Origin of the sequence: Rhodoluna sp., assembly GCF_044232805.1 — a bacterium.
Classification (GTDB): Bacteria; Actinomycetota; Actinomycetes; order Actinomycetales; family Microbacteriaceae; genus Rhodoluna.
On the sequence record NZ_JBIILG010000009.1, the window covers coordinates 1 to 26,022 of the forward strand.

Here is a 26,022-nt window from a genome sequence, read left to right on the forward strand (position 1 = left end):
GTGCCACCTTCGCCGTAAAAGCCTGATGCCGATCCGCTAACTAGAACCTTCGGTGGTTTCTTGGCCGCGTTTATTGCAGCAACCAGGGTCTTGGTCGAGTTGATTCTCGAGTCCACTATTTCCCGCTGGTATCTTCTGGTCCAGGGGATGCGCCCGGTAGTTGCACCAGCTAAATTCACTACAGCGTCAATTGATTCCATAACCTCGGGGTCAAGTTCCAAGTCAGCTGGATTCCAACTGATCTCATCGCTTGCTTTGGCTTTACGGCGCACAAGCTTCAATGGTTCGTGACCAGCTGCTTTTAGTTGGCTGTATAGCTCGGTTCCTACTAAACCGCTTGCTCCCGAGATAAGAACCCTCATAGTTTCCCCAGTTCATGGATTGAAGCCCGACAGTTAAAGACTCTCATAGAAATAGCATGAAGATGCAAGAGCCCCAAGCGGGCCAATATGATGGGGCTTCGAGTCCCTCCAGGTACGCTACAGTCGATGCAAGCACCAAGGATTTTAGGGTTCAATTCGCAGATGTTTGATTTAGCAACTCTTTGGTTAGGGGCAAATGACAGACAAGTCAGCACCTAGAAGTAAAAAAGTCGCGATAGTTCTCATGTGCCTAGCCCCTATTCTTGCATTTGCTCCGATGATAGTTGCAATGATTGAAGTCCGCATAAGTCCCGAATGCAGTGCTATGCCGAACTACTGCGGGGCTATTGCATACTTCATTTTGCTGACCGTGCCGATTGGCTTTGTTATTTTCAGTGTCGGCCTGATCATGTTTCTAGTTGCAAAGCGACCAAAAAAGCCCGCCAGTACGTGACTCCCACGCATGCCAATCAATTAGTAAACCTGTAAATTTCTGGTCAGGAGTCTTTACTCGGAGTCCGAATTTATCTATAGTTCATCAACTTTCTATGGCGTGTCGATTAATCCCGATGATGCTGAAACTTCAGAAAGCGCAGAAGTAGGAAAAAGCAAACAAGAAAACCAAAACCTATTGAGTTTGGTGTTGGAATTAATAATTTCGGTTGAGTAAGTTACTTAGGGAACAAAAGGCCCAAATACTGGATTCCAACTTTGGATAGTTCGAGATCCGATACATCCGGCGATGTCGAAAGGGTCGTTATCTAATAGCCTTGCAAGCTCCTCTGCCGATTCGCTTCTAAAGATAAGAAGCGCCTCAGGTGTATCCAACATTGGTCCAGAGGCTAGAAGAACTTCTTGTTCCAAAAGCTCTGACAGCCAGGCCCTATGAATAGGTCTAATTTCATCAATCTGGTTGGTGGGCGCTGTGTAAAGGTAAGTGACTGCGAAGATGGGCATTTTTCAATCCTACTTTGGCGGTTTTAGATCCAGCTGGGGAGCCACATTCTCAGCTGCCACTGATCATAAGGCACCACCAGGCCGATGTTCACCGGCAAGAAAAAGATCGAAACCAAGGTAGCCAAAACAAAGAATCCAACAACTAGACCCCTGGCCAATTTGGTGTTGCCAATTGCTCGGTAAAGAATCTGCATCACTAGAACCAGCCCGAGAATCATCCACGGCAGAAAGCTAACCGCGTAGAACTGAAAGACAGTTCTTTCGGGAATCAATAACCAAGGTAGATACAAGGCCCCGACGCCAAGCAACACCAGCCCAATTACTCTTTCCCTAGTTCTTAGGTACCGGTAGACAAGGTAAAAAAGTGCCGCAGTTGCAAAAACCCAAATCAGGGGATTACCCAAAGCGGTAATTGCCGAAGAGCAAGAATCACTTTCGCAGCCCATTTGCCCAGCAGAGTATGTCTCATAGAAAAATGCAGTTGGGCGAATACCTAATAGCCAAGTAATCGGGTGAGATTGGTAAGAGTGATCTTCTGACAAGTTGACATGGAAGTTGTAAATCACCTCGTGATAATTCCATAGCGATTGAGCCCAACTAGGCAGGGCTCCAAAAATTCCTGGCAAGGAATTCTCTTCCGCCCAATTCCTTGAGTACCCACCCGCTGAGTTGATCCAACCCAACCAACTTGCAAGGTAGGTAGCCGCTGCAACTGGAACAAGGTTTAGAAAAGAAATTAACCCTTGAGACAAAAGCCCAGTTCGAACCCATGACTTCTCGCCAGAGTCCCTTCGCAGTAACATTTCTGAAAACACCACATACAAACCAATTGCTGCCAACAAATAGAGACCAGACCACTTGATGGCGCTAGCGGCGCCAAGAGCCAATCCAGCTAGCAATAGCCATGGCCTAAACCAAACCAGAGTACTTTTACCTTCTTGAATCGCATAACCAATCCTGAGCCTGGACTGTTTGTTGTCAATCAGGAAAAACAAGAAACCTAGCAACAGGAAAAAAGTCAGGGGAGCATCTAGCAGTGCAGTGCGGGACATGGTGATCGCCATGCCATCTATCGCCAGTAAGAATCCCGCCGCAAGGGCGAGCTTGGTTGAGCGAAAGAGCTTGTATGCAACCAGCATGAGTAGGGCCACGGTTGCTATGCCCAATAGGGCAGTTGAGATTCGCCAGCCAGCTGCGTTATCAGGACCAAATAGCCACATCCCGGAGGCGATCAACCACTTTCCAAAAGGCGGGTGCACCACAAAAGCCGGGTCAGCTAGGTACGAGTAAAGATCTCCAGATTCGAAAACAGCATTGGCACCATCTGGCCAGTTCTTCTCGTGGCCCTCACGTGCAAGCGATAGTGCGTCCTTGACGTAATAGGTTTCATCAAATACCAGCTTTTGCGGGAAAGAGAGGTTCCAGAACCTGGTTAGCGAAGCGATTGCGAGCACGAAAACGAAACCAAGGTATTCCAAGACCTTTTTGTTTCCCCACAACTTCGTCATACGCCCATGCTAATCAAGACCGCGCCCTGGCATCTGACACAATGAAGTGGTGCTTATTCTGGCTGGAACACCCATTGGAAACATAGGCGACGCTTCGGCTAGGCTCGTTCTCACTTTGCAGCAGGCCCAGGTGATTGCCGCCGAAGACACCAGAACCTTACTGAAGCTAGCCAATCACCTTGGGATAAAACTATCCGCAGAGCTCATAAGCCTGAATGAACAAAACGAATTACAAAAACTAGATCGCTTGGTTGAAATAGCGGCAACAGGAAACTTAGTTTTGGTGAGCGATGCGGGAATGCCAACAATCAGCGACCCTGGCTTTGCGCTGGTTCGTGCCTGCAGTGAGCAGGGTGTTGAAATACAAGTTGTGCCAGGGCCATCGTCGGTTATTGCAGCCCTTGCTGTTTCAGGTCTTTCCACCGACCGCTTTAGTTTTGAGGGATTCATTCCAAGAAAATCTGGTGAGAGGAAAAAGTACTTTCAAAAATTAGTTTCAGAGACAAGGACCATGATCTTCTTTGAATCCCCACACCGCATCACCGAATCCCTAGAAGACGCCGAAGCAGTCTTTGGTGGCGACAGAAAAGCTTCACTATCTAGAGAGCTAACAAAGAAGTTCGAGGAAACCCTTAGAGGCACGCTGGCAGAGCTAGTAGATCTTGCCAAAGATCTAAAAGGTGAAATGGTGCTAGTTGTTGCTGGGGCCGAGCAAACCCAGATAGCGCCAGAAGGCTTGGTCGACAAGGTCCTGGAGCTGAGGGCGCAAGGAAGTTCACTAAAGGACGCCGCAAGAGCTGTTGCTAGTGAATACGGAGCTTCGACATCGGAACTTTACGACCTAGCTCTCAAGAGCAAGCCTTCAAGTTAGCCCCGTTAAGCTTGTAGACATGTCCAGTGTGAGCCCAGCAGGTAAAGCGTTTTTCGTCACGACCCCTATCTTCTACGTCAATGACGCTCCTCACATCGGCCATGCCTACACCGAGGTAGCTGCCGACGTCCTGGCTCGCTGGCATCGTCAAAAAGGGAGCAATTCCTTCCTACTAACTGGAACCGACGAACACGGTGAGAAGATTCTTCGGACCGCTACCGCCAATAATCAGACCCCACAGGCTTGGGCAGACAAGCTGGTGCACGATTCCTGGCTGCCAATGCTTGAGACCCTGGATATCGACAATCAGGACTTTATTCGAACCACAGAGCCCAGGCACAAAAAGAACGTCCAGACCTTCTTACAAAACCTCTACGACAAAGGTTTTATCTACCAGGGCTCCTATGAGGGTAACTACTGCGTTGGCTGTGAAGAGTTCAAGACCGATTCAGACCTTGTTGAAGGCACCGGTGAATTTGCCAAGAAGATGGTTTGCGCAATTCATTCCAAGCCGGTTGAAAGGCTTGAAGAAACTAACTACTTTTTCAAGTTGAGTCAGTTCCAACAGCCGCTACTTGATTACTACAAGCAGAACCCAAAGTTCATACAGCCAGAAGCTGCCCGCAACGAAGTCATTTCATTTGTATCCAGAGAGCTCACTGACCTTTCGATTTCCAGATCCAAGGACAAATTCGATTGGGGAATCGATATCCCTTGGGACACAGATCACGTTATCTATGTCTGGTTTGATGCGCTGCTAAATTACATAACTGCTATTGGCTACGGCGAAGACAAAGACAAGTTGAACTCGCTTTGGCCAGCTTCTGTTCAAGTGGTTGGAAAAGATATCCTTAGATTCCACGCTGTCATTTGGCCCGCCATGCTTATGGCCGCGGAACTAAAGCCTGCCGAGAAAGTCTTTGCCCACGGTTGGCTACTAGTTGGTGGTGAAAAGATGTCGAAATCCAAGCTCACCGGTATCGCCCCAACTCAGATAACAGATGTTTTTGGATCTGACGCTTTCCGTTACTACTTCATGAAAGCAATAAGTTTCGGTCAAGACGGATCCTTCTCCTGGGAAGATTTATCTGCGCGCTACCAGGCGGAGCTCGCGAATGGTTTTGGAAATCTCGCTTCAAGAGTTGTTGCAATGGTGCACCGATACTTTGATGGAGTAATCCCGGAAGCCAAATTGATAACCGATGCAGATAGAAAGATTCAAGAAACTGCAGCTAAGAGCATTCGCCAAGCCGATGCCGCTATGGACGATGTTGCTATCCAAGATGCACTGCTTGCCATGTGGGAGCTTGTGGATGGGCTCAATGTCTATCTGACCGAGCAAGAGCCTTGGATTCTTGCCAAGGATGAGGCCAACAGAGCCCGTCTGGGCACGATTTTGTATACCTCTTTAGAGGGCCTTAGGGCTTTGGCTGTTGCGCTTACGCCATTTATTCCAAAGGCAACAGCCAAGCTTTGGGCCTCAATTGGTCACGAACTCGGCGATCTAGAATCCCAACCCTTGCTTGAAGCCGCCAGCTGGAATCAACTGGTAGCTGGCAAGAAGATCAACGAACTAGAGTCGTTGTTTCCTAGGGTTGAGCAAGAAGATCGGGACTAGTTCCTACCGTGAGCGAGCACCTAAGACAGCGTCAGCTGAAAGACGCTGAAGGAACAAGACAAAAGCTAAGCTATCCGGATCTACCGGAACCACTTCTTGTTGGCACCTACGATAACCACACCCACCTCGAGATCGCCGATGGCGATCAGCCGATGAATTACCAAGACCACTTGGCTTTGGCAAACCAGGTTGGAATTCTAGGTGCAGTTCAAGTTGGTGTAACACTGGAAAGCTCCAAATGGAGCGCTGAGGTAGCTGCCACTGATCCTAGGTTGCTTGCTGCTGTAGCTATTCACCCAAACGAAGCAGCCAGGTATGAAACCATGCAGGCTCTTGATTTGGACATCGATGGCATCGCTGCTCTGGCCAGCCAAGAAAGAGTTCGAGCAATTGGTGAAACCGGTTTGGACTTTTTTAGAACTGAGTCAGAACAAGGAAAGTCTTTTCAGCAGCATTCATTTGAAAGACACATTCAAATAGCCAAAGACTTTGATCTTGCACTTCAGATTCACGATCGAGATGCGCACGAGCAAGTGGTGGAGACTCTAAAGAGAGTTGGGGCTCCAGAGAAAGTTGTATTTCACTGCTATTCGGGAGATATCGAACTTGCGAAAATCTGCAAGGACAACGGTTGGTACACATCTTTTGCTGGGAACATAACTATCAAAAGAAATCAACACCTACGAGACTCTTTTAGACACATGCCCAAAGACCTGATTCTTGTGGAGACGGATGCGCCGTTTTTGACGCCTGAGCCACTGCGTGGCAGACCAAACGCTCCGTACCTGGTTCCAATCACCGTGCGATTCATGGCCGCCGAGTTAGGCATGGACGCCAACGAGCTTTCCGGGCAGCTAGCGAAAAACACCGTTGCCGTTTATGGATCCTGGGATAGCTAGTGGTCGAACTATTAGGTGCCGGAGAAATCAGATCGTTAGCTTCTGAATTGGATCTTCGACCAACCAAGAAACTTGGCCAAAACTTCGTCATCGATCCAAACACGATTCGCAAAATAGTGGCCGCCGCACAGCTAGGCCCTTCAGACAAAGTAGTTGAGATCGGACCTGGTCTTGGCTCACTAACCCTTGGCTTGCTTGAGAAAGTGGACCAGTTGATAGCAATCGAGTTCGATCAGAAGCTGGCCAATAGGCTCGATTTGACCCTAAAGCAGAAGGCTCCCGAGAGTAGCTGCCAGATTCTTCACGCTGACGCTATGAATGTCACTCAGCTAGATTTTGAGCCCGATGCACTGGTCGCTAATCTTCCATACAACATCTCAGTTCCGGTAATTCTTCACTTCCTAGAAAGCTTCCCTTCGATTTCGAAAGTCTTAGTTTTGGTGCAGGCAGAAGTGGCAGCACGCCTGGTTGCAGGACCAGGCTCAAAAACCTACGGGTCACCGAGTGCGAAGCTGGCTTGGTACGGAAAGGCCACGGCTGCCGGGGTAGTCTCCCGCAGCATCTTCTGGCCGGTTCCAAACGTGGACTCTTCTTTGGTGTACTTCCAGAAGTCCAGCACACCGCGACCTACAACCCTTAGAGCAGAAGTGTTTAGAGTTATAGACGGAGCTTTTGCCCAGCGCAGGAAAACTCTGCGGCAGGCTCTTTCTAGTTGGGCGGGTTCCCCTGATCAAGCAGAGCAGATTTTAGTGAAGGCTGGAGTTTCTCCTCAGGCCAGGGGAGAGGATCTGAGCATTGATGATTTTATTGAGGTGGCAAAACAGAAGTGATTTTTGAAACTGATCATCGCGCTAGTGAGCCCACACTTGTAGGTGTAGCAATTCTTTCAGGAAATTCAGGGCAAACATTTAACATCTTGAAAGACCCATCTTCGTGGGGCCAGTCAGAGACGCCCAGAGTAGTCAATGCATCGGAGCAGTCCAAAATTGTTTTCTCCTTTGATGGCGAAAAGAAAACAGTAGCAACACTTTCTCCCTGGAACTTAAGCGTTACGGAGCTCGAGCTTGTGATAAGCGGGACAGCGTCTAACCAATTTGGACAAGCCCAAATCAAGTACTGGAATGAAGTTGTTGCCATGCTCCAGAAACGGTTCAACGCACCTTCTACTGTCGTTGCCTCAAGCCCTGGCAAGGTCAACGTCTACTTTGCCGTTGGGGCGTTTTTGAAAGACGGCTTTCATGATGTGGCAAGTTGTTATCAGGCATTAAACCTTCGTGAAAAAGTACTTGTTGAGCTCACTGGTAGCTTCTCAATTGATTTTGCGGGCCCCTTTGAGCGAGAAAGCCAGCTACTTGTTCCAAAAGACACTACAAACCTGGTCTATCGGGCAGGTCAGGAGCTGAAGGAACTTGGCTCAGCCATGGGCTCCGACCAGGTTTCCTTTGTGATTCACAAGAGCGTCCCGATAGCTGGGGGTATGGCTGGTGGATCAGCCGACGCCGCTGCCGCACTGGTTGCTCTAAACAGACTCTTCGGATCAAAACTGGATGAGAAGCTTCCAGAAGCTGCGTCCAAGCTTGGCTCCGATGTTCCTTTCTCTCTTATGGGAGGAACTGCTATTGGTGTTGGCAGAGGCGAAGTGCTTTCCAAGGTGGCCGATGGCCCTGCTCTGCACTGGGTTATGACACCCAACCCAGCAGGGCTTTCAACTCCTCAGGTATATCGTCAGCTGGATATCATGCGCATCAACGAGGGAATAGATGTCTCAGCCCTAGAGGCTCCAGAGGTTCCTGAAGAACTATTGGAGGCAATTGCTTTCGGGGATGTAGAAGCGATAGCGAAGTTGATGCACAACGATCTAGAGATCGCAGCTGTTGCGATGTTGCCAGAGCTTGCTGATACTTTACGGGCGGGTCAAAAGGCAGGCTCGATTCGCTCAATGGTTTCAGGTTCTGGTCCAACAATTGCTCACCTTGCCAAGAGTGCAATTCATGCAGAACAAATCGCCACACGACTAAAAGCAGCTGGTTACCCAAGTCTTGTCACTTACACGTCAAACTCCGGAACCAGGCTGGAGAACTAGTTGGCTCACCTTCTTGGGGCGGAGAAGATCCGCCTTAGCTTTGCAACAACCAGAGTGTTTGAGAACCTGACAATTGGCGTGCAAGACGGTGACCGAATAGGAATTGTTGGACGCAATGGTGACGGCAAATCAACCCTAATAAAACTCTTCGCTCGAATTCAAGAACCGGACTCTGGACAAATCACCAAGCGAGGTGATGTTCGCGTTGGGCTCTTGGATCAGTTCGATCAGTTTGCGCCATCAGAAACCATTTCTCATGTGGTAGTTGGCGACACCCCTGAACACGAGTGGGCCGGAAACTCCAAGATCCGAGATATCTTTCAGGGCCTACTAAAGGACTTTGACTTCAACCAAAAAGTTTCTGAGCTATCTGGTGGTCAGCGAAGAAGAGTGGCCCTGGCTGCCTTGTTAGCCAAGGAGTGGGATATCTTGATGCTGGATGAGCCAACTAACCACTTGGATATCGAGGGAGTGGCCTGGCTTGCTCAGCACCTAAAAACTCGCTGGGGCAAGGCAACCGGCGGCTTATTGGTGGTAACTCACGACCGCTGGTTCTTAGACGAGGTTTGTAATCTCACCTGGGAAGTCCACGATGGCACAGTCGAAATCTATGACGGAGGCTACGCCGCATACATTCTGGAACGAAACGAGCGCGCTAGATCTCAAGCGGCAAGCGAATCTCGAAGACAAAACCTGCTTCGAAAAGAGCTGGCCTGGCTAAGACGCGGAGCACCAGCCAGAACAACCAAGCCAAAGTTTCGAATCGATGCCGCTAATGAATTGATCGCAAATGAGCCACCCCCTAGGGACAGCGTGAGTCTTGCCAAGCTCGCTACCACCAGGCTCGGCAAGGATGTTCTTGATATTGAAAATTTGAGTTACGAGATTGATTCGCAGCAAATTCTAAACAACATAACTTTTAGATTGGGCCCAGGGGATCGAATTGGACTGGTGGGGCCAAACGGCGCAGGTAAGACTACCTTGCTTCGATTGATTCTTGGACAGCTGCTACCTACTTTTGGAAAAGTAAAGCTAGGTAAAACTGTAGTGCCGGCGATTCTAAGCCAAGAGGTTTTGGAGTTAGATGAATTTGGCGACCAGAGAATATTTGAACTTATTGCTCGCGAGAAAAAGACCTTCACGGTGAACAAAAAAGAGGTTGGTATTTCCCAACTAATCGAGCAGCTTGGATTTACTAGCTTGCAACTGCAGACTCCAGTCTCTGATTTATCAGGTGGTCAAAAAAGAAGACTTCAATTGCTTCGTTTGCTCTTTGGTGAGCCAAACCTGTTGATTCTGGATGAGCCAACAAATGATTTGGACACTGACATGCTGGCGCAGGTGGAGGACCTACTTGATTCTTGGCCAGGAACACTTATTGTTGTCAGTCACGATAGGTACCTTCTTGAGCGGGTGACCGACATGCAATACGCACTGCTCGGTGATGGCGCGCTTCGTCATTTGCCGCGGGGCGTGGATCAGTATCTTGAGCTTCGAGGTGCGGCAGGCAAGGCCGAAAGCCAACAGACAGCGCCAAAGGTCTCGGGAGCCGAGCTTAGAGCCAGCCAAAAAGCCATACAGAAACTCGAGCGGGCCATCGAGAAGCTAGACGCTGAAGAAACAGAGCTTGGGCTCAAGCTACAGAGTCATGACCCTCTAGATCACGAAGGATTGGCTGCCATTGCCTTGCGGGCCCAAGAAGTGGCTAAAGACAAGCAATTGCTGGAATCTCAGTGGCTTACTGAAAGCGAGAATCTCGCCTGAGACGACCTTGTTTTCTGGCAGACTTGCTAAGTAATCAGTGCTTCGGGTTACGATCCGCCCTAGTGTAACGGCAGCACGGCGGCCTTTGGAGCCGTTTAGTTCAGGTTCGAATCCTGAGGGCGGAGCACAAGTGAAGCGATCGGGAGATGAAGATGTCTACTAGGCAACTAGCTTGCGTAGTGCTGGCGGCAGGTAATGGAACCAGGATGGTTTCCAATACCCCGAAAGTCATGCACGAACTGGCCGGCAAGCCGCTCTTGGGACATGTTGTTTCCACCGTTTCAGCCTTGGAGTCCGAGGGTGTCTATGTTGTATTGCGTCACAAGAAAGAACTTCTCTCCGAGTATCTGGAAGCTAATTTCCCCAAAGCCATCCTGGTCGAGCAAGATGACATCGCCGGAACCGGTCGTGCAGTCGAAGTGAGCCTCGCAAAAATTCCAAAAGACTTTGATGGTGACGTATTGGTAGTAAGCGGTGACGTTCCGCTTATGGATCTAGATACCCTAAGCGCACTTGTTGATTCGCATCGCTCGAGTAAAGCATCGGCAACTATTTTGACCGCGATTGTCGATGACCCTTCCGGATACGGCAGAATCATCCGTTCTAAAGAAGGCAACGTCGCCAAAATAGTTGAGCAACTCGATGCTTCTGAAGAAGAAGCCGCGATTAAGGAAATCAACGCTGGCGTGTATGTTTTTGACGTTGCTCACCTAAGGCAAGGATTGTCTCATCTGGATTCCCACAACGCACAGGGTGAGAAGTATCTAACGGATGTAGCGGCACTTCTTGTGGAAGACAACCACACCGTGGTCGCCCAGATCGTTGCCGACAACTGGTTAGTTCATGGAATCAATGACCGCAGTCAGCTTTCAGAAGTAGCAAAAGAGCTAAACGCCCGAATTTGTCGCGGTTGGCAGCTTGCTGGAGTCACCATCTTGGATCCAGACACCACTTGGATTGATGTCGAGGTTTCAATTGGCCAGGACGCGGTATTACACCCCGGAACACATCTTCGCGGAGCTACCAAGATTGGGCCGATGGCCGAGATTGGACCCGACGTGGTTATTGAAAGTAGCACTGTCCAGGAAAGCGCCAAAGTAGGTCCGTTTTCCTATCTCCGTAAGGGAACCAACTTAGGTCCCGAGGGCAAGATTGGCTCCTTCGTTGAGACCAAGAACGCCCAGATCGGCCGTGGCTCAAAGGTCCCTCACCTTTCTTATGTCGGGGATGCTGAGATTGGCGAGTACTCCAACATCGGTGCCGGCACCATCTTTGCCAACTTTGACGGTGTAAACAAGAGCACCTCAAGAATTGGATCACACGTTAGATCCGGCTCGCACAACGTTTTTGTAGCGCCCATTACGATTGGAGATGGAGCGTATACCGCTGCCGGAACAGTAGTAAGAAAAGACGTAGCACCTGGAGACCTTGGAATGACTGTTGCACCACAGCGAAACATAGCTGACTGGGTCATTTCGAAAAGGCCGGGTACTAAATCTTCTGAAGCAGCCGCAAAAAGCAACGACAAATAGAAATCGGGAGCCCGCAGTTGACCATTAAGACCACTGGAGAAAAAAGACTGGCTCTGGTTAGCGGTCGAGCTCACCCCGCCCTCGCAGAGGAAGTTGCAAACCTACTGGGAACCACGCTAGTTCCTACCACAGCTTACGATTTTGCAAATGGTGAAACATTTGTTCGTTTCGAAGAAAGCGTTCGAGGCGTAGATGCTTTCGTTATTCAGTCCCACCCTGCTCCGATTAATCACTGGCTCATGGAGCAGCTATTGATGGTTGATGCTCTGAAAAGAGCTAGCGCAAAGAGAATTACAGTCGTGGCACCGTTCTTTCCTTACGCAAGACAAGACAAGAAGCACAAGGGTCGCGAGCCAATCTCTGCAAGATTGGTAACTGATTTGTTCAAGGTTGCTGGTGCCGACCGGGTGATGTCTGTTGATTTACATAGCCCGCAAATCCAAGGATTCTTTGATGGACCAGTAGATCATCTTTGGGGACTTCCAATGCTGGCCGATTACGTAAAAGAAAAGTGGGGCAAGGATCCGCTAACTGTTGTCTCACCTGACTCAGGTCGTGTAAGAGTTGCCGACATCTGGGCAGATCGCCTCGGAGCACCGCTTGCCATTATTCACAAGCGTCGCGATCCAAATGTTCCAAACAAGGTTTCAGTTCATGAGCTAGTTGGAGAAGTAGAGGGCAGAACCTGCGTGCTGGTGGACGACATGGTTGACACCGGAGGCACCATTGTGGCTGCCGCCCAGGCCCTAAAGGCCAACGGGGCCAAGACAGTTATCGTTGCAGCCACCCACGCGGTCTTCTCAGGAACTGCGGTTGAGCGCCTATCGGACGACGCAATTGATCATGTGATTGTGACCAACACCTTGCCAATTCCTCCAGAGAAGGAATTTGCGAAGCTAACGGTATTGTCAATCGCCCCATTGATTTCTAAAGCCATTAGAGCTGTTTTTGGCGAAGACTCGGTTACTTCACTGTTTCCTGGCCAATCCTAGGGTTTGATTCTCGCCCTACGGGCGGCTAAAGTTAGAGATAACAACGGCGAGGGTTTCTTTTAGAAACCGTAATCGACGGGGTTTCTAAGGGCAAGTTCCCAGATCCTCGCGTCAAACGCTTGAGTAGAAAAAGATTCAACAGGTCCTTATTGGACTTGCCTAAACATTAAGGACACCAAACATGGCAGAAAATAAATTAATAGCAGAGCTTCGTACCAACTTTGGTAAAGGTGCTGCTCGCAAGCTTCGCGCCGCCGGAAAAACTCCAGCGGTTATTTACGGACACGGATCCGATCCAAGACACATCACTTTGCCAGCGCATGAGATCGCTTTGGTGCTTCGTCACAAGAACGCTCTTATTGACCTAGACATCGCAGGATCAGCTCAGTTGGTTTTGGTGAAATCTGCAACCAAAGACGTTGTTACTCATGTAATTGAACACATCGACTTGATGGAAATCAAGAAGGGTGAGCGAGTGCACGTTGAGGTGCCAGTTCACATCGTGGGTGAATCACTTTCTGGAACAACTATCGATCTAGAGCACAAAAGCTTAAAGCTTGAGGTTGATGCAACTGCGATTCCTGAGTACGTTGAAGCTGTGTTCAATAAAGAAGGCGCAGGATTCCACCTAATGGCTAAGGACATCAAGATTCCAGCTGGAGCAAAGCTTGACCTAGAACCAGAGGCTCTGATCGCTTCAGTTATCATCACAGCAGCCGGCAAGAATGAAGAGCCAGTGGTAGCAGAAGCTGCTGCACCTGCAGCTGACGCCAAGGCACCGGAAGCCAAAGCTGAATAACACCTTTTTAGTTGTTGGGCTCGGGAACCCCGGGCCCAACTATGCACTTAATCGCCATAACGTTGGCCAGGTCCTATTGGATGTCTTGGCCGCTAGGCACGGAGAGTCCTTTAAGGCACATAAGTCAAACGCCTTGGTGGCTGAGGTCAAAATCATTGGTGGGCCAAAGCTAATCTTGGCAAAGCCGCTTTCTTACATGAACCTATCTGGTGGCCCAACTTCCTCGCTGATGAGTTTTTACAAAATTGAGCCTGAGAACCTAATCGTGGCTCACGATGAGCTAGACATCCCCCCAACAACTTTTCGCCTGAAGCTGGGCGGCGGGCACGGCGGACACAACGGCATCAGAGACATCATTTCGGCTATCGACTCGAAAGATTTTATTCGGGTGAGACTAGGTATTGGTAGACCCCCCGGATCAATGGATGCCGCTGATTACGTGCTGAAGAATTTCTCAGCGAATGACCTCGCTGAATTCAAGACCACGCTAGAAATAGCAGCCGATGCTGTGGCAGAAATTGTGGGCAACGGCCTAGTTTCGGCCCAAGATAAATACCATTCACCAGCTGACTAGTCCGCGCTTACACTAGGACTTGTGCTAAATCACGGCCTAGTCGCGCGCCTGGGCCAGGGCTACCCGGTTGCAAAACTCCAATCAAACCTCAAAAACAAGAGAATCGAAATAGTGGCACCGCAAGCTGCCAACCCTTTTGTTCTTAGTTTGATTACAGAACTGCAGGAAACCACCCCAGCTCTGCAATTGATTATCGTCGCCACCGGTCGCGAGGCCGAAGATCTAGAAAGAGATCTTCGCTTTCTAGAACCAGAAAGTGAAATACTTCTGTTTCCCTCTTGGGAGACACTTCCGCATGAAAGATTGAGCCCGAGCCCTGAAACAGTTGGTCAGCGTCTTCAAGCAATCAACCGGCTTTCTCAAATCAACAAGGAAAAGCCAAAAGATCCCGTTTACCTCATCGTTTCAATTCGAGCAGCTATTCAACCCGTGGTTGCAGGGCTTGATAAATTTCCACCTCTCGAACTGGTAGCTGGCAAAGAATACCTACTACCTGAACTTTCCCTAAAACTGGTGGAGCAGGCCTACCAAAGAGTCGACATGGTCTCCAAGCGCGGAGAGTTTGCCGTGCGAGGTGGAATTCTTGATATCTTTCCAACCACCGCGGAGCACGCAGCGCGCCTGGAGTTTTTCGGTGACGAGCTAGAAGAAATCCGGGAGTTCTCAGTTTCTGATCAGAGATCATCTGCGGTCAAACTTGAATCGGTTACCTTGTTTCCGGCTCGTGAGCTGGTGATCACACCAAACGTGGCTTCCAAGGCTCGAGAGATGATGCACGAGTTTCCAAACCTTTCAGCGATGCTGGAAAAAATCTCGTTGGGTATCCCAGTTGAGGGTATGGAGTCGCTAGCCCCAGCGCTAGCTGATGGTATGGTCTCAATCTTTGACTACCTTCCAAAGAGCTTGTCGGTTGTTGTGTTATCTCCCGAGAAGGCGGCAGCAAGAGCCGCCAGCCTGGTTGAGACCAACGAGGAGTTCTTGCACGCTGCGTGGGACGCAGCGATGGATGGCGCATCTGCACCGATCGATCTTTCCGGCGGCGGTTTCATTGACTTTGTTAGCTTCACTCAAAAGTTTTCCGAGTTTCAGGTAATTACCATCTCTCCGTTCGGGCTTGATTCCGAAGAAGTTGTGAATCTGGGAATTTTAGAAGTTCCAAACTTTAAAGGACTCGACACCTCAGCACTTGAGTGGGTGTTGGATCAACTTGGGCAGAAGCACCTTGTAGTGATCTCGTCCGAAGGCTTGGGCACGAACGAAAGACTCAAAGAAGTTCTTGTTCAAGCAGGAGCAAACGCCGTGCTCACGGACACTATTCCTGGCGAACCAAAACCAAACACCGTTTATTTGATTCAGTCTCAAATGAGAAAGGGTCTAGTTTCAGAAGCTGCAAAGCTCACGGTCCTTACTCAACTGGAGTTTTACTCTAAGAGCTCATACTCCGCTCCGCAGGCTAGAAAACTTGCTGTCAAAAGAGGTCAAGCAGTTGATCCACTAACTCTCAAGTCCGGTGACTACGTGGTTCACGAGATTCACGGCATTGGCAGATTCAAGGAGCTGATCCAAAGAACCAGCGGCATTGGAGCCAGGGTTCATCAAAGGGAATACTTGCTGATCGAATACGCCTCTTCCAAGCGCGGTTATCCAGAGGACACCCTCTTTGTTCCAACCGATCAGCTGGATATGCTCACCCGGTATGTTGGCGCGGAAGCGCCAGTTATTTCAAAGCTCGGAGGTTCCGATTGGGCACGTGCGAAAGGTAATGCCAGAAAGGCAGTTCGAAAGATTGCCATTGATCTTGTGAAGCTTTATTCGGCCAGGATGAACTCTGTCGGACACGCTTTTGCTTCGGATACCCCTTGGCAACATGAGCTCGAAGAGGCTTTTGCTTTCCAGGAGACCCCGGACCAGCTCACCACGATAGAAGAAGTAAAAGCTGACATGGAAAAGCCTATTCCTATGGACCGATTGCTAGCAGGGGATGTGGGATACGGCAAGACAGAAGTTGCCATTAGAGCTGCTTTCAAGGCCATCCAGGATGGCAAGCAAGTTGTCATGCTCGTGCCAACAACCTTGCTCGCCAGGCAGCACACCGACACCGTCATGGACAGGTTCTCTGGATTTCCGGTGAATGTGAAATCGCTATCTCGTTTTCAAACCGGCAAAGAAGTTCGCGAAACCATTGCAGGTTTAGCAACCGGTGAGGTAGACATGGTGATTGGAACCCACAGATTGCTTTCTGACAGCGTCAAGTTCCGTAATCTTGGATTGATTATCATCGACGAAGAACAGCGCTTTGGTGTTGAGCACAAAGAGAAACTAAAAGCCCTAAAGACCAACGTTGACATTCTTGCCATGAGCGCAACTCCTATTCCAAGAACTCTGGAAATGGCAATCACCGGAATCAGAGAAATGTCCACCCTGGCTACCCCTCCAGAAGATCGCCACCCGATCCTTACCTTTATTGGTGGCTACAGCGAGAAGCAAGTAGCGGCAGCGATTAGGCGAGAGTTAATTCGCGAGGGTCAAGTGTTCTTTGTTCACAACAGGGTTGCGACAATCGAGAAAACTGCTAACGATCTTGCCAAGTTGGTTCCAGAAGCAAGAATTGCGGTTGCTCACGGGCAAATGCCCGAGGCGGCACTAGAACAGGTGGTCGTTGATTTCTGGGAGAAGAAGTTTGACATCTTGGTTTCAACCACAATCATCGAAACTGGAATCGACATTCCTAATGCAAACACTTTGATCATTGACCGAGCAGAACACTTTGGGCTTTCTCAGTTGCATCAAATCAGAGGTAGGGTTGGGCGTTCTAGAGAGCGTGCCTACGCATACTTCTTCTATGACCCGAGTAAACCACTTAGTGAAACATCGCATGACCGCCTAGCTACCATTGCTCAAAACAATGAGCTGGGGGCTGGAATCCAGGTGGCGCTGAAAGATCTTGAGATTCGCGGTGCTGGAAACTTACTTGGTGGGGAGCAGTCTGGTCATATCGCCGGAGTCGGCTTTGATTTATATCTTCGAATGATCGGTGAGGCGGTGGCTGACTTCAAGGGAATAAAGATCGATTCCCCGGCGGAGCTAAAGCTTGAAATCCCTATTGATGCGCACATTCCTCACACCTACCTAGACAGTGAACGTCTCAGGCTCGAGGCATATCACAAGCTCTCGGCTGCTTCTGGGGAAACGGGAACTACGGAAACACTTCAGGCGATACTCGCCGAATTAGAAGATCGCTATGGTCCCGCACCTGAACAAGTTAGGAACCTCATTCTTGTGACCGAGCTTCGGCAAATTGCCAATCGCTTAGGCCTCAAAGATGTGAATCTGCTTTCAAACATGATGCGCATCCAGCCTGTTGAGATGACCGAATCTATTCAGGTGAAGCTGTCTCGAAGCTATCAGGGGCTAAAGTATTTGCAATCAGCAAGAATTCTTCAGATTCCAATTCCTGCTGCGATTGACGCCGGCACTTCAACCAGCCAAGCCTTAATTGATTTCACACACAAAGTTTTCCAAGACATAGCCGCAATTCAAAAGGAAGTGGAAGTAAATGACTAACCTCGACGAGCTAATTGCAACAGCGAATAAACTGCGAGCTCCAGGGGGCTGCCCTTGGGATGCCGAGCAAACTCATCAATCACTGACCAAGTACTTGATTGAAGAAAGCTATGAGCTGGTAGAGGCAATTGAGTCAGGAAACCGCGATCAAATTCTGGAAGAACTAGGTGATGTTTTATATCAAGTAATCTTTCATTCCGACCTTGCTCAGTCTGGATCTTTGGGGGAGAGCTTTACCATTCAAGACGTTGCAGCGCTTTCCACAAAGAAAATGAAGGGGCGTCACCCCCACGTATTTGGAACACCCGAAGAACTTGAGCGTTACAAAGCCAACAGCGGCGAAGAAGTAATGCTGAACTGGGAGGCGCACAAACAGCGCGAGAAGCCCGAGCGTGAAAGCGTGTTGGATGGCATTCCCAAAGCCTTGCCTTCTTTGATGCTTGCAGACAAGGTAATTGGCAAAGCCCAATCGCTTGGGGTGCTGGGAACCGAGGAGCCAGGATCGATTGAGATGTCCGATGAAGATCAGCTGGGAGCCTTGCTTCTCGCCCTAGTCTTGGCTGCAAAATCCAAGGGTCTCGATGCAGAGCGAGCACTGCGCGAAAGCGTGAGGGAGTTAGAAGTTGAGATCAGGCAGTTTGAACTAAGCGATGACTTTGACGCTGGGGTAATAGGTAGATAGTCAAAGCACTAGCTTGCTAACGCAAGTTTTTTGCTCTGGTCTGCCAGACTGGAAATATGGCTCAGCAAATCAACCCACCTCGTGGCATGCGTGATTTTCTGCCGGTCGAAAAAGCCACCCGTGATGAGCTACTTGGCAAGATCTTGGCTAGCTATCGCTCGTTTGGTTTTCAGGAAATCGAAACTCCTGCACTTGAAAGCATTGAACGCCTAACAAGTAGCGATGGCGGAGACAACGAAAGCCTGGCATTCCGGGTCCTCAAAAGAGGTGAAGAGCTAGAGCAAGCACTGGGACAAAACACTGACCAGCTTTCTGATCTTGGATTGAGGTATGACCTCACAGTTCCTTTAACCAGGTTCTATGCAACCAACCAGTCAAAGCTTCCTAAGGTTTTGAAGGCAATTCAAACTGGCCCAGTATGGAGAGCCGAGAGACCACAAAAAGGTCGCTACCGCCAGTTTGTTCAGTGCGATATCGACATCATCGGCGACGAGACTTCTTTGGCCGAAGTGGAAATCCTAAATGCGAGTTTGCACGCGCTTGCAGGAATAGGTATCTCAACGGCAACAATTCGAGTGAATCACCGTGAGCTTCTTTCTAGCTCTATTCAGGAACTCGGAGTTGTGGCCAAGGACCACTCCCGAGCGATGATTACTATAGACAAGCTCGACAAGATTGGCATCGATGGCGTCTGCCTTGAGCTAAAGGAAAGATTCAATGAAGAAGTAGCAGCCAAGGCGAAAATTTGGCTTTCCGGGCTAGTTGGTAAGCAAGCTGTGCCGAAGCAGTTGGAAGCGGTTTTTGCAGCTCTTGAACTGGTTCACCCTGGCAAGCTCCGTTTTGACCCAACATTAGTTCGAGGAATGGGTTATTACACGGGAATCATTTTTGAAATTGAGCACCCAGAATCTGGAAGTTCAATCGGTGGCGGAGGTCGCTACGACGGAATGGTTGGCAAGTGGCTAGGCGAAGATGTTGCGGCCGTTGGAATCTCACTCGGCTTTGAAAGAGTTGCCGATTTAGTTGCTGCCGAACTATCAGCAAACAAGAACTTGGTTTTGGTTTTCGAACCATCAGATCTACAGCAAGCCTTAGCTACTCAAGCTCAGGCGATTGAAGCTGGTTACCAGGTGAGGCTAGAGCCAAAACCAAAGAAGTTGAACACCTTGCTAGATAGCTTGAAGCTACAGGGTTTTTCTTCCTTTGCAAGCCTTGATAAGCCCGCTGAAGGCTTCAAGGGCCTAACAATCAAACCCATAGCCTAGGGCCAGTCAAACTAAACTAGTAGTGTGCCAACGGCGGCAACTGATGATCACATTGGAATTTGATTCCGACCAACTAAGGAGAAACCCCTTGTCACTTATCGAAGCCATCGGTGCTCGCGAAATCCTCGACTCGAGAGGTAACCCAACTATTGAAGTTGAGGTTCTCTTAGATGATGACTCCTTTGGTCGTGCGGCTGTTCCATCTGGCGCATCAACCGGAGCTTTCGAAGCACACGAGTCAAGAGATGGCGACAAGTCCAGATTTTTAGGTAAGGGTGTCCAGAAAGCTGTCCTTCGGGTCATCGGCGAAATCGATGAGGCTCTGGTTGATTTTGATGCTACCGATCAGAGATTGGTTGATAACGCCCTGATCGCTCTTGATGGAACCGACACCAAATCAAACTTGGGTGCCAACGCAATTTTGGGTGTTTCTCTAGCGGTTGCTAAAGCTGCTGCTGACAGCAGCGGTTTGCCCCTTTACCGATACCTTGGCGGACCAAATGCTCACACACTTCCTGTTCCACTTATGAACATTTTGAACGGTGGCGCTCACGCGGATAACGGTGTGGATGTTCAGGAGTTCATGATTGTTCCAATTGGAGCTCCAACTTTCTCTGAAGCACTGAGGTGGGGCACCGAGGTTTACCACTCTTTGAAGTCCCTTTTGCAGTCCAAAAACCTTTCAACCGGTTTAGGTGACGAGGGTGGATTCGCTCCAGATCTTCCAACCAACCGCGCGGCCCTAGAGCTAATTTCCGAAGCCATTGAAAAAGCCGGTTACAAGGTTGGGGTCGACATCGCGATGGCGCTTGATGTTGCGGCTACCGAGTTCTACAAAGACGGTAAGTACCACTTCGAGGGCAAAGCTCATTCTGCCGAAGAAATGATCACTTACTACGAACGCCTAGTAGCTGCCTTCCCGCTAGTTTCCATCGAGGACCCACTAGACGAAAACGACTGGGACGGCTGGGCAGAATTGACCAAGCGCCTTGGAGACAAAGTCCAGATAGTTGGAGATGACCTATTTGTTACCAATCCGTCAAGACTCCAAACCGGAATCGATAAAGGAACTGCAAACAGCATTCTGGTAAAGGTGAACCAAATTGGCACCTTGACCGAGACGCTGGATGCGGTAGCCCTTGCTCAGGGCAACGGAATGACCGCAATCATTTCTCACCGTTCCGGTGAAACCGAAGACACTTTTATTGCCGACCTAGCGGTAGCTACTAATGCCGGTCAGATCAAAACTGGTGCTCCTGCTAGAAGCGAGCGAGTGGCCAAGTACAACCAATTACTTCGCATCGAAGAAGAGCTTGCCGATGCCGCTTACTACCCAGGAGCTAAGGCTTTCAAAAACTTTCGCTAGGACACTAAATGAGAATCACAGGTCGGCTAAATAGCTACACGCTAGCGCTGCTGGCGGTAATCCTAATTGGAATGTTTACTCTGGCTCCAAGCATTCAGATTTGGTACGAGCAGCAAAGAGAAATAGCAGACTATCGGGCACTTGTTGTACAGGCTCAAGAGAATTTAGAAGGTATGCAGCAGGAGCGTCTTCGTTGGGACGATGAGGTTTACATCCGGGCACAAGCAAGAGATCGACTCTATTTTGTTATGCCAGGCGAGGTGAGCTTCCTGGTCATGGACGCAGAGGGCATTGACCTCTCCGACACTTCTGGAACAGTTGGTGCGATGCTAGCGGAGCAAAGAAAAAGCAGCGGATTTAGCCTTGAGGTTTTAGCAAGCAAGAAAAACTGGGTGGAAGCACTTTTGGAATCTACTTTGCGCGCGGGCCTGGAAGAACCAAATCAGGAACCAACCAGTGACACTAAGTAGTGCAACAGAACAAGACTTAGAATCAGTCAGCAAGCAACTGGGTAGACCCGTCAGGGACATTGTCGCTATCGCCGCAAGGTGCACCTGCGGCAATCCGATTGTGGTTCAAACCAAACCGAGGCTCGAAGACGGCACACCTTTCCCAACTCTTTACTACCTAACCCTGCCTGCTGCTACCTCAGCGATTTCGACACTCGAAGCCGAGGGGCTAATGACCAAGCTTCAAGATCAACTTGCCCAGGATGAAGATCTTGCTGAGAATTACCAAAGCGCACACCTTAGCTATCTTTCGGACCGAGCCGAGCTTGGTCTAGTCGAAGAAATCGAAGGTGTTTCCGCTGGTGGAATGCCAACTCGCGTTAAGTGCCTACACTCACTTGTCGCACACTCTTTGGCCAAAGGCCCAGGTGTAAACATCATCGGCGACCTAGCGCTAGAGGCGTGCAGTTGGTCACCAAGTAGGTGTGTATGCGAAAACTAGTAGCGCTGGCAGCTTCGGTGCTTTTATCGGTGGGCCCATCGAGTGCGGCAATGGCAGAGTCGGTTCGCGAGCAACAGTACTGGATCGACGACTACGGCTTTACGAGCGCTTGGGAGTCAAGCCAGGGTGAGGATGTCAAGATAGCAATCATCGATACGGGAATTGACTCCACCCACCCAAGCCTGCAGGGCGCGGTAGTTGGCGGAACAGACATGTCAGGGCTTGGATCAAGTGATGGTCTAACACCGGTTGGAAGCAACAGCTATCACGGAACTATGGTGGCATCTATTGCTGCCGGTCGCGGTGATGCTCAAATCATTGGCACCGCACCAAAAGCCGAATTGCTTTCGGTTTCAATAGCGTTTGGCATCGAAGGATTAGATACCGATTCTCAGATTGCGGATGGAATTATCTGGGCAGTAGATAACGGTGCAAAGGTAATCAATCTTTCTCTCACCAGGAATTCTGTAACTTGGCCCGAGAGTTGGGATCGGGCATTTTTGTACGCGTTTGAAAACGACGTCGTGATTGTAGCGGCCGCTGGAAATAGAGCCGATGGAACCGAAGAGGTCTCCGCGCCCGCAACCATACCCGGTGTTATCTCGGTTGCTGGTTTAGGTCGAGACGGTTTGGTTTCACAGAACTTCTCGACTAGTGGATTATCGCTTGGCATATCTGCACCAGCTGAAGATCTAATTGGAGCTTTTCCAGGTGGTGAGTATCGGATGTGGTCTGGCACCAGTGGTGCCACACCTATTGTTTCTGGCATGGTCGCTCTAATTCGCTCAATGTACCCAGACATGGATGCGGCAAATGTTGTCAATCGAGTTATTAGCTCTGCGACCAGAGAAGGTTTCGAGGGTTATTCAACTTTTTATGGTCATGGTGTTATCAATCCAACTCAAGCTCTACTAGCCGAGATTCCTTCAGTGTCCTCAAATCCTTTGGGCTCGTTGAGTCAGTGGATTGATCTTTATCGAGCCAGTGCCGAGGTTGAAGTGGACCCTGGAGAGATTGTGAGTCCAATAAAAGCCCCGACTCCCTTCACGGTTTTCGAAGAACCAGCGCCTTCGTTACCCTGGTACACCGATATCAGCAACTGGCTGCCACTTGCTGGCTATGCTGGTCTAGGGCTTCTTGCAATATTCTTGTATTTTGCCTTTAGGTCACCAGGCCCCAGCCCAATTAGAGAAAAGCGAAAGTAGTAAATTAGTTCAATGCCTAAAATCTTGATCGTTGGTGGCGGCTATGCCGGTTTCTACACCGCAAAGAAGCTTGAAAAGTACCTTGGTAAAAATGAAGCCGAGGTGACCCTTGTTGACCCTCTGCCGTACATGACCTACCAGCCGTTCTTGCCAGAAGTCGCCGCTGGATCCATTGAACCAAGACACGTCTTGGTTTCCTACCGCAGGCACCTAAAGCGCACGCGCATTGTTGGTGGAAAAGTGAATTTCATAAATCACAAGGAAAAGAAGGTAACGGTTTCCAGCCCAAACCTAGAGCCTTACGAGATTGAGTATGACCAAATTGTTGTGACCGCAGGAGCGGTATCCAGAACTTTCCCAATTCCTGGTGTTGCTGATTTGGCAATTGGCATGAAGACCATCGAAGAGGCAATGGAGATCCGCAATCGCTTGCTAACCAACTTTGATCGAGCTGCCAGCTTGCCTGCTGGAGCGGAGCGTCAAAAACTACTCACCTTTATTGTTGTTGGTGGCGGGTTCGCGGGTATTGAGGCCTTTGCCGAGATGATGTCTTTGGCCACCTATCTATTGCGCTACTACAAGAACATTTCATTCGATGAGGTTCAGTTCCATCTTGTCGAGGCTATGAGCCGAGTCATGCCAGAGGTTTCTCTAAAGACCAGCCAATGGGTGGTAAAGAATTTGCAGGATCGAAACGCCAAGGTGCATTTGGACACTCAGTTGCAATCTGCTGAAGGTGGATTGATTGAGCTTTCTGATGGCCTCAAGGTAGAAGCAGACATCATCGTTTGGACCGCTGGAGTTATGGCAAACCCTGCAGTTAAGAACACCGATTTGCCTCTTGATGAAAGAGGAAGAGTAAAAGCCGACACTTCACTACGAATTGTTGATGGTGAGAACATTATCGCTGACGCGTGGACAGCAGGAGACAACTCCGCGGTTCCAGATCTTTCCGGAGATGGAGTCGGAGGCTACTGCGTTCCAAACGCTCAGCACGCCGTTCGTCAAGGAAAGCTACTTGCCAAGAACTTGGTTGCAAACTTGCGTGGCGAGGGAATCAAACCTTACTTCCACAGAAACATGGGTGCGGTTGCCGGTCTTGGAATTGGAGTCGGAGTGTTCCAGTACCGAAATATTGCTCTCACCGGGTTGCCTGCCTGGTTTATGCACCGCGGTTACCACGTGCTGGCGATGCCGATGTGGGAAAGAAAAATACGGGTTCTAGGCGGCTGGATTGCTAATTTCTTGCTCAGACGCGATGTTGTGTCTATTGCAGCTAGCAAGGACCCTCGATTAGCCTTTGAAACCTGGGCCTCTAGACCAAAAATCTAGAAAAACTTGGATTCCAAGGCCCCCGTAGCCCAATGGCAGAGGCAGACGACTTAAAATCGTCACAGTATGGGTTCGAGTCCCATCGGGGGCACACCTTTTAGTTTTCTGTGAGATTGGCGCTAACAGCCAATTTTTGAGCTTTCTGACCTAACATTTTTGTAAGGCACAAACTTCATAACCGATAGGAATCTTCGTGGATATTGCTCTTTTAGTACTGGTGGGTCTAGTTGTCCTTGTTGGAATCTGGCTCTGGTCTACTTACAACGCTTTAGTGGCACTCAATGTTCGCGTTGATGAAGCTTGGTCGGACATCACAGTTCAGCTCAAGCGCCGCGCTGACCTGATTCCTAATCTGATCGAAACCGTAAAGGGTTACGCCGCTTACGAAGGCAAAGTCTTTGAAGACGTAACCAAAGCTCGCGCAGCCACCGTTTCACCCGAAGCGCTGGCTCACCCGGAGCAGGCAGCCGCGGCAGAGAATATGCTGCAGGGTGCACTGAAGTCACTGTTTGCAGTTGCCGAGGCTTACCCTCAGCTACAGGCAAGCCAGAACTTTCTGCAGCTACAAGCAGAGCTAACCGACACCGAAGACAAGATCATGGCTTCCAGACGCTTCTACAACGGTGGCGTAAGAGAACTAAACACCAAGGTGTTGCAGTTCCCACAGAACTTCTTTGCAAAGGGTCTTGGTTTCCCGGCTCGCGAGTTCTTTGAGGTGGCTGATGCTGCAAGCATCGCAGAGCCACCAAAGGCTAGCTTCTAAACTCAAGAGAAAAGCAATATGTATTCAGCGATAGCTGCCAATAAGCGCAACACAATAATCATCATTGTGTTTTTTGTCGCACTCTTGAGTGCGGTGTCAATTTGGTGGGGGACAGCTTCCGGTAACGGATCCTCGGCACTATTTGTTGTTGGCTTTGTTTTGGTTTACACAATTTTCCAGTACTACATGGCTGGCAAGATAGCGATTGGACTTACTGGAGCTGTCGAAATACAGAAGTCTGATAACCCCAGGCTTTGGCGCACAGTTGAGAATCTTTCGATTGCCGAAGGCATTCCGATGCCCAAGGTTTACATCATCAACGATCCTGCTCCAAACGCGTTCGCGGCAGGACGCGATCCTGAGCACGCGATTGTTGCGGCAACCACCGGGCTACTCGTAATCATGGACGATAACGAGCTAGAGGGAGTTATGGCTCACGAGCTAGCTCACATTAGAAATTACGACATTCGAGTGACAACCATCGTCTTTGGTCTAGTTAGCGCGGTTGGAATCTTGGCAGATTTTGCCATCAGAGCAGCGTTCTTCGCGGGAGGCAACAGATCCAGGGACAATGCGGGCGCAATATTTCTTCTGGTGGGCGTTGTAGCAAGCGTTATTGCTTGGTTTATTGGACCGATTGTGACCGCCGCTGTTTCGCGTCAGCGCGAGTTCCTAGCTGATGCCACCGGTGTTGAGATCACCCGTTATCCAGACGGGCTAGCCAGCGCTCTTCAAAAGCTGGGCGAATATGGCCGCCCAATGAAGAAAGTAAGCGCCTCCATGGCTCACATGTTCATGAACGACCCAATTAAGCCTGGGTTTACCGAGAGACTGTTTTCCACCCACCCTCCGATTCCGAAGCGAATTGAACGCATTCAGGCAATGGGCACTAAGTTCTAGCCGCAAATCAAACTAAACTTGGGTCTTAGGTAATT

23 protein-coding genes and 2 tRNA genes are annotated in these 26,022 nt (G+C 49.6%); 22 read left to right on the forward strand and 3 right to left on the reverse strand.

Annotated elements, in window-relative coordinates; genetic code table 11:
* The 3 genes from AC9UES_RS02515 to AC9UES_RS02525 form a co-directional block, all read right to left on the reverse strand.
* On the reverse strand, positions 1-362 hold a 362-nt coding region (locus tag AC9UES_RS02515), incomplete at its 3' end, for an NAD-dependent epimerase/dehydratase family protein (RefSeq protein ID WP_509526495.1).
* A 675-nt stretch (positions 363-1,037) separates the two neighbouring features.
* Positions 1,038-1,319, reverse strand: coding sequence for a YciI family protein (locus AC9UES_RS02520; RefSeq protein ID WP_509526498.1), 282 nt, complete (start codon positions 1,317-1,319; stop codon positions 1,038-1,040).
* 23 nt (positions 1,320-1,342) lie between these two features.
* The gene (locus AC9UES_RS02525) at positions 1,343-2,827 is read right to left on the reverse strand and encodes a dolichyl-phosphate-mannose--protein mannosyltransferase (protein WP_509526501.1); all 1,485 of its coding nucleotides are present in this window, start codon (positions 2,825-2,827) and stop codon (positions 1,343-1,345) included.
* A gap of 49 nt (positions 2,828-2,876) precedes the next feature.
* Between AC9UES_RS02525 and rsmI the strand changes: the two genes are divergently transcribed.
* The 22 genes from rsmI (at position 2,877) to AC9UES_RS02635 (ending at position 25,987) form a co-directional block, all read left to right on the forward strand.
* Positions 2,877-3,698: a 16S rRNA (cytidine(1402)-2'-O)-methyltransferase gene (gene rsmI / locus AC9UES_RS02530; protein WP_509526504.1), complete on the forward strand. Its 822-nt coding sequence runs from the start codon at positions 2,877-2,879 to the stop codon at positions 3,696-3,698.
* A gap of 19 nt (positions 3,699-3,717) precedes the next feature.
* Positions 3,718-5,316, forward strand: a complete 1,599-nt coding sequence (gene metG / locus AC9UES_RS02535; RefSeq protein WP_509526507.1) for a methionine--tRNA ligase — start codon at positions 3,718-3,720, stop codon at positions 5,314-5,316.
* Positions 5,317-5,324: 8 nt separating this feature from the next.
* Positions 5,325-6,215, forward strand: a complete 891-nt coding sequence (locus AC9UES_RS02540; protein WP_509526509.1) for a TatD family hydrolase — start codon at positions 5,325-5,327, stop codon at positions 6,213-6,215.
* Entirely contained in the window at positions 6,215-7,045 is an 831-nt protein-coding gene (gene rsmA / locus AC9UES_RS02545; protein ID WP_509526512.1) for a 16S rRNA (adenine(1518)-N(6)/adenine(1519)-N(6))-dimethyltransferase RsmA, read from the forward strand. Before AC9UES_RS02540 ends, rsmA begins: the two co-directional genes overlap by 1 nt.
* Positions 7,042-8,298: a 4-(cytidine 5'-diphospho)-2-C-methyl-D-erythritol kinase gene (locus AC9UES_RS02550; RefSeq protein ID WP_509526514.1), complete on the forward strand. Its 1,257-nt coding sequence runs from the start codon at positions 7,042-7,044 to the stop codon at positions 8,296-8,298. The genes rsmA and AC9UES_RS02550 overlap by 4 nt, the downstream gene beginning before the upstream one ends.
* A complete protein-coding gene (locus tag AC9UES_RS02555; RefSeq protein ID WP_509526517.1) occupies positions 8,299-10,062 on the forward strand; it encodes an ABC-F family ATP-binding cassette domain-containing protein in 1,764 nt (587 codons plus the stop codon).
* A gap of 53 nt (positions 10,063-10,115) precedes the next feature.
* Positions 10,116-10,187: transfer RNA gene (locus tag AC9UES_RS02560), tRNA-Gln, on the forward strand.
* A gap of 27 nt (positions 10,188-10,214) precedes the next feature.
* Positions 10,215-11,594 (forward strand): bifunctional UDP-N-acetylglucosamine diphosphorylase/glucosamine-1-phosphate N-acetyltransferase GlmU, encoded by a 1,380-nt coding sequence (gene glmU, locus AC9UES_RS02565; protein ID WP_509526520.1) that lies wholly within the window; start codon positions 10,215-10,217, stop codon positions 11,592-11,594.
* A 17-nt stretch (positions 11,595-11,611) separates the two neighbouring features.
* Complete coding sequence (locus AC9UES_RS02570; RefSeq protein WP_509526523.1) at positions 11,612-12,586, forward strand: ribose-phosphate diphosphokinase; 975 nt, start codon at positions 11,612-11,614, stop codon at positions 12,584-12,586.
* 181 nt (positions 12,587-12,767) lie between these two features.
* Entirely contained in the window at positions 12,768-13,385 is a 618-nt protein-coding gene (locus AC9UES_RS02575; protein WP_509526526.1) for a 50S ribosomal protein L25/general stress protein Ctc, read from the forward strand.
* A complete protein-coding gene (gene pth, locus AC9UES_RS02580) occupies positions 13,378-13,959 on the forward strand; it encodes an aminoacyl-tRNA hydrolase (protein WP_509526598.1) in 582 nt (193 codons plus the stop codon). Before AC9UES_RS02575 ends, pth begins: the two co-directional genes overlap by 8 nt.
* A 21-nt stretch (positions 13,960-13,980) precedes the next feature.
* Complete coding sequence (mfd, locus tag AC9UES_RS02585; RefSeq protein WP_509526529.1) at positions 13,981-17,523, forward strand: transcription-repair coupling factor; 3,543 nt, start codon at positions 13,981-13,983, stop codon at positions 17,521-17,523.
* The gene (locus AC9UES_RS02590; RefSeq protein ID WP_509526531.1) at positions 17,516-18,205 is read left to right on the forward strand and encodes a nucleoside triphosphate pyrophosphohydrolase; all 690 of its coding nucleotides are present in this window, start codon (positions 17,516-17,518) and stop codon (positions 18,203-18,205) included. Before mfd ends, AC9UES_RS02590 begins: the two co-directional genes overlap by 8 nt.
* A gap of 56 nt (positions 18,206-18,261) precedes the next feature.
* Positions 18,262-19,470 carry a histidine--tRNA ligase gene (locus AC9UES_RS02595; RefSeq protein WP_509526534.1) on the forward strand — a complete coding sequence of 403 codons (1,209 nt, stop codon included), beginning with the start codon at positions 18,262-18,264 and terminating at the stop codon, positions 19,468-19,470.
* Between the two features lie 88 nt (positions 19,471-19,558).
* The gene (gene eno / locus AC9UES_RS02600; protein WP_509526536.1) at positions 19,559-20,836 is read left to right on the forward strand and encodes a phosphopyruvate hydratase; all 1,278 of its coding nucleotides are present in this window, start codon (positions 19,559-19,561) and stop codon (positions 20,834-20,836) included.
* Between the two features lie 8 nt (positions 20,837-20,844).
* Positions 20,845-21,306, forward strand: coding sequence for an FtsB family cell division protein (locus AC9UES_RS02605; RefSeq protein WP_509526538.1), 462 nt, complete (start codon positions 20,845-20,847; stop codon positions 21,304-21,306).
* Positions 21,293-21,787, forward strand: a complete 495-nt coding sequence (locus AC9UES_RS02610; RefSeq protein ID WP_509526541.1) for a DUF501 domain-containing protein — start codon at positions 21,293-21,295, stop codon at positions 21,785-21,787. The genes AC9UES_RS02605 and AC9UES_RS02610 overlap by 14 nt, the downstream gene beginning before the upstream one ends.
* A complete protein-coding gene (locus AC9UES_RS02615; RefSeq protein WP_509526543.1) occupies positions 21,775-22,992 on the forward strand; it encodes a S8 family peptidase in 1,218 nt (405 codons plus the stop codon). The genes AC9UES_RS02610 and AC9UES_RS02615 overlap by 13 nt, the downstream gene beginning before the upstream one ends.
* A gap of 12 nt (positions 22,993-23,004) precedes the next feature.
* A complete protein-coding gene (locus tag AC9UES_RS02620; protein ID WP_509526546.1) occupies positions 23,005-24,324 on the forward strand; it encodes an NAD(P)/FAD-dependent oxidoreductase in 1,320 nt (439 codons plus the stop codon).
* An 18-nt stretch (positions 24,325-24,342) separates the two neighbouring features.
* Positions 24,343-24,415 (forward strand) — tRNA-Leu (locus tag AC9UES_RS02625).
* Between the two features lie 108 nt (positions 24,416-24,523).
* A complete protein-coding gene (locus tag AC9UES_RS02630) occupies positions 24,524-25,087 on the forward strand; it encodes a LemA family protein (protein ID WP_509526600.1) in 564 nt (187 codons plus the stop codon).
* Positions 25,088-25,105: 18 nt separating this feature from the next.
* Complete coding sequence (locus AC9UES_RS02635) at positions 25,106-25,987, forward strand: M48 family metallopeptidase (RefSeq protein ID WP_509526549.1); 882 nt, start codon at positions 25,106-25,108, stop codon at positions 25,985-25,987.
* Positions 25,988-26,022: the final 35 nt, after the last annotated feature.

Excerpts from the sequence above, each read along its gene's own strand:
- AC9UES_RS02520 (WP_509526498.1), bottom strand. The coding sequence starts at position 1,319 with ATGCCCATCTTCGCAGTCACTTACCTTTACACAGCGCCCACCAACCAG.
- AC9UES_RS02525 (WP_509526501.1), bottom strand. The coding sequence starts at position 2,827 with ATGACGAAGTTGTGGGGAAACAAAAAGGTCTTGGAATACCTTGGTTTC.
- metG (WP_509526507.1), top strand. The coding sequence starts at position 3,718 with ATGTCCAGTGTGAGCCCAGCAGGTAAAGCGTTTTTCGTCACGACCCCT.
- glmU (WP_509526520.1), top strand. The coding sequence starts at position 10,215 with ATGTCTACTAGGCAACTAGCTTGCGTAGTGCTGGCGGCAGGTAATGGA.
- AC9UES_RS02575 (WP_509526526.1), top strand. The coding sequence starts at position 12,768 with ATGGCAGAAAATAAATTAATAGCAGAGCTTCGTACCAACTTTGGTAAA.
- AC9UES_RS02590 (WP_509526531.1), top strand. The coding sequence starts at position 17,516 with ATGACTAACCTCGACGAGCTAATTGCAACAGCGAATAAACTGCGAGCT.
- AC9UES_RS02595 (WP_509526534.1), top strand. The coding sequence starts at position 18,262 with ATGGCTCAGCAAATCAACCCACCTCGTGGCATGCGTGATTTTCTGCCG.
- AC9UES_RS02605 (WP_509526538.1), top strand. The coding sequence starts at position 20,845 with ATGAGAATCACAGGTCGGCTAAATAGCTACACGCTAGCGCTGCTGGCG.
- AC9UES_RS02615 (WP_509526543.1), top strand. The coding sequence starts at position 21,775 with ATGCGAAAACTAGTAGCGCTGGCAGCTTCGGTGCTTTTATCGGTGGGC.
- AC9UES_RS02620 (WP_509526546.1), top strand. The coding sequence starts at position 23,005 with ATGCCTAAAATCTTGATCGTTGGTGGCGGCTATGCCGGTTTCTACACC.
- AC9UES_RS02635 (WP_509526549.1), top strand. The coding sequence starts at position 25,106 with ATGTATTCAGCGATAGCTGCCAATAAGCGCAACACAATAATCATCATT.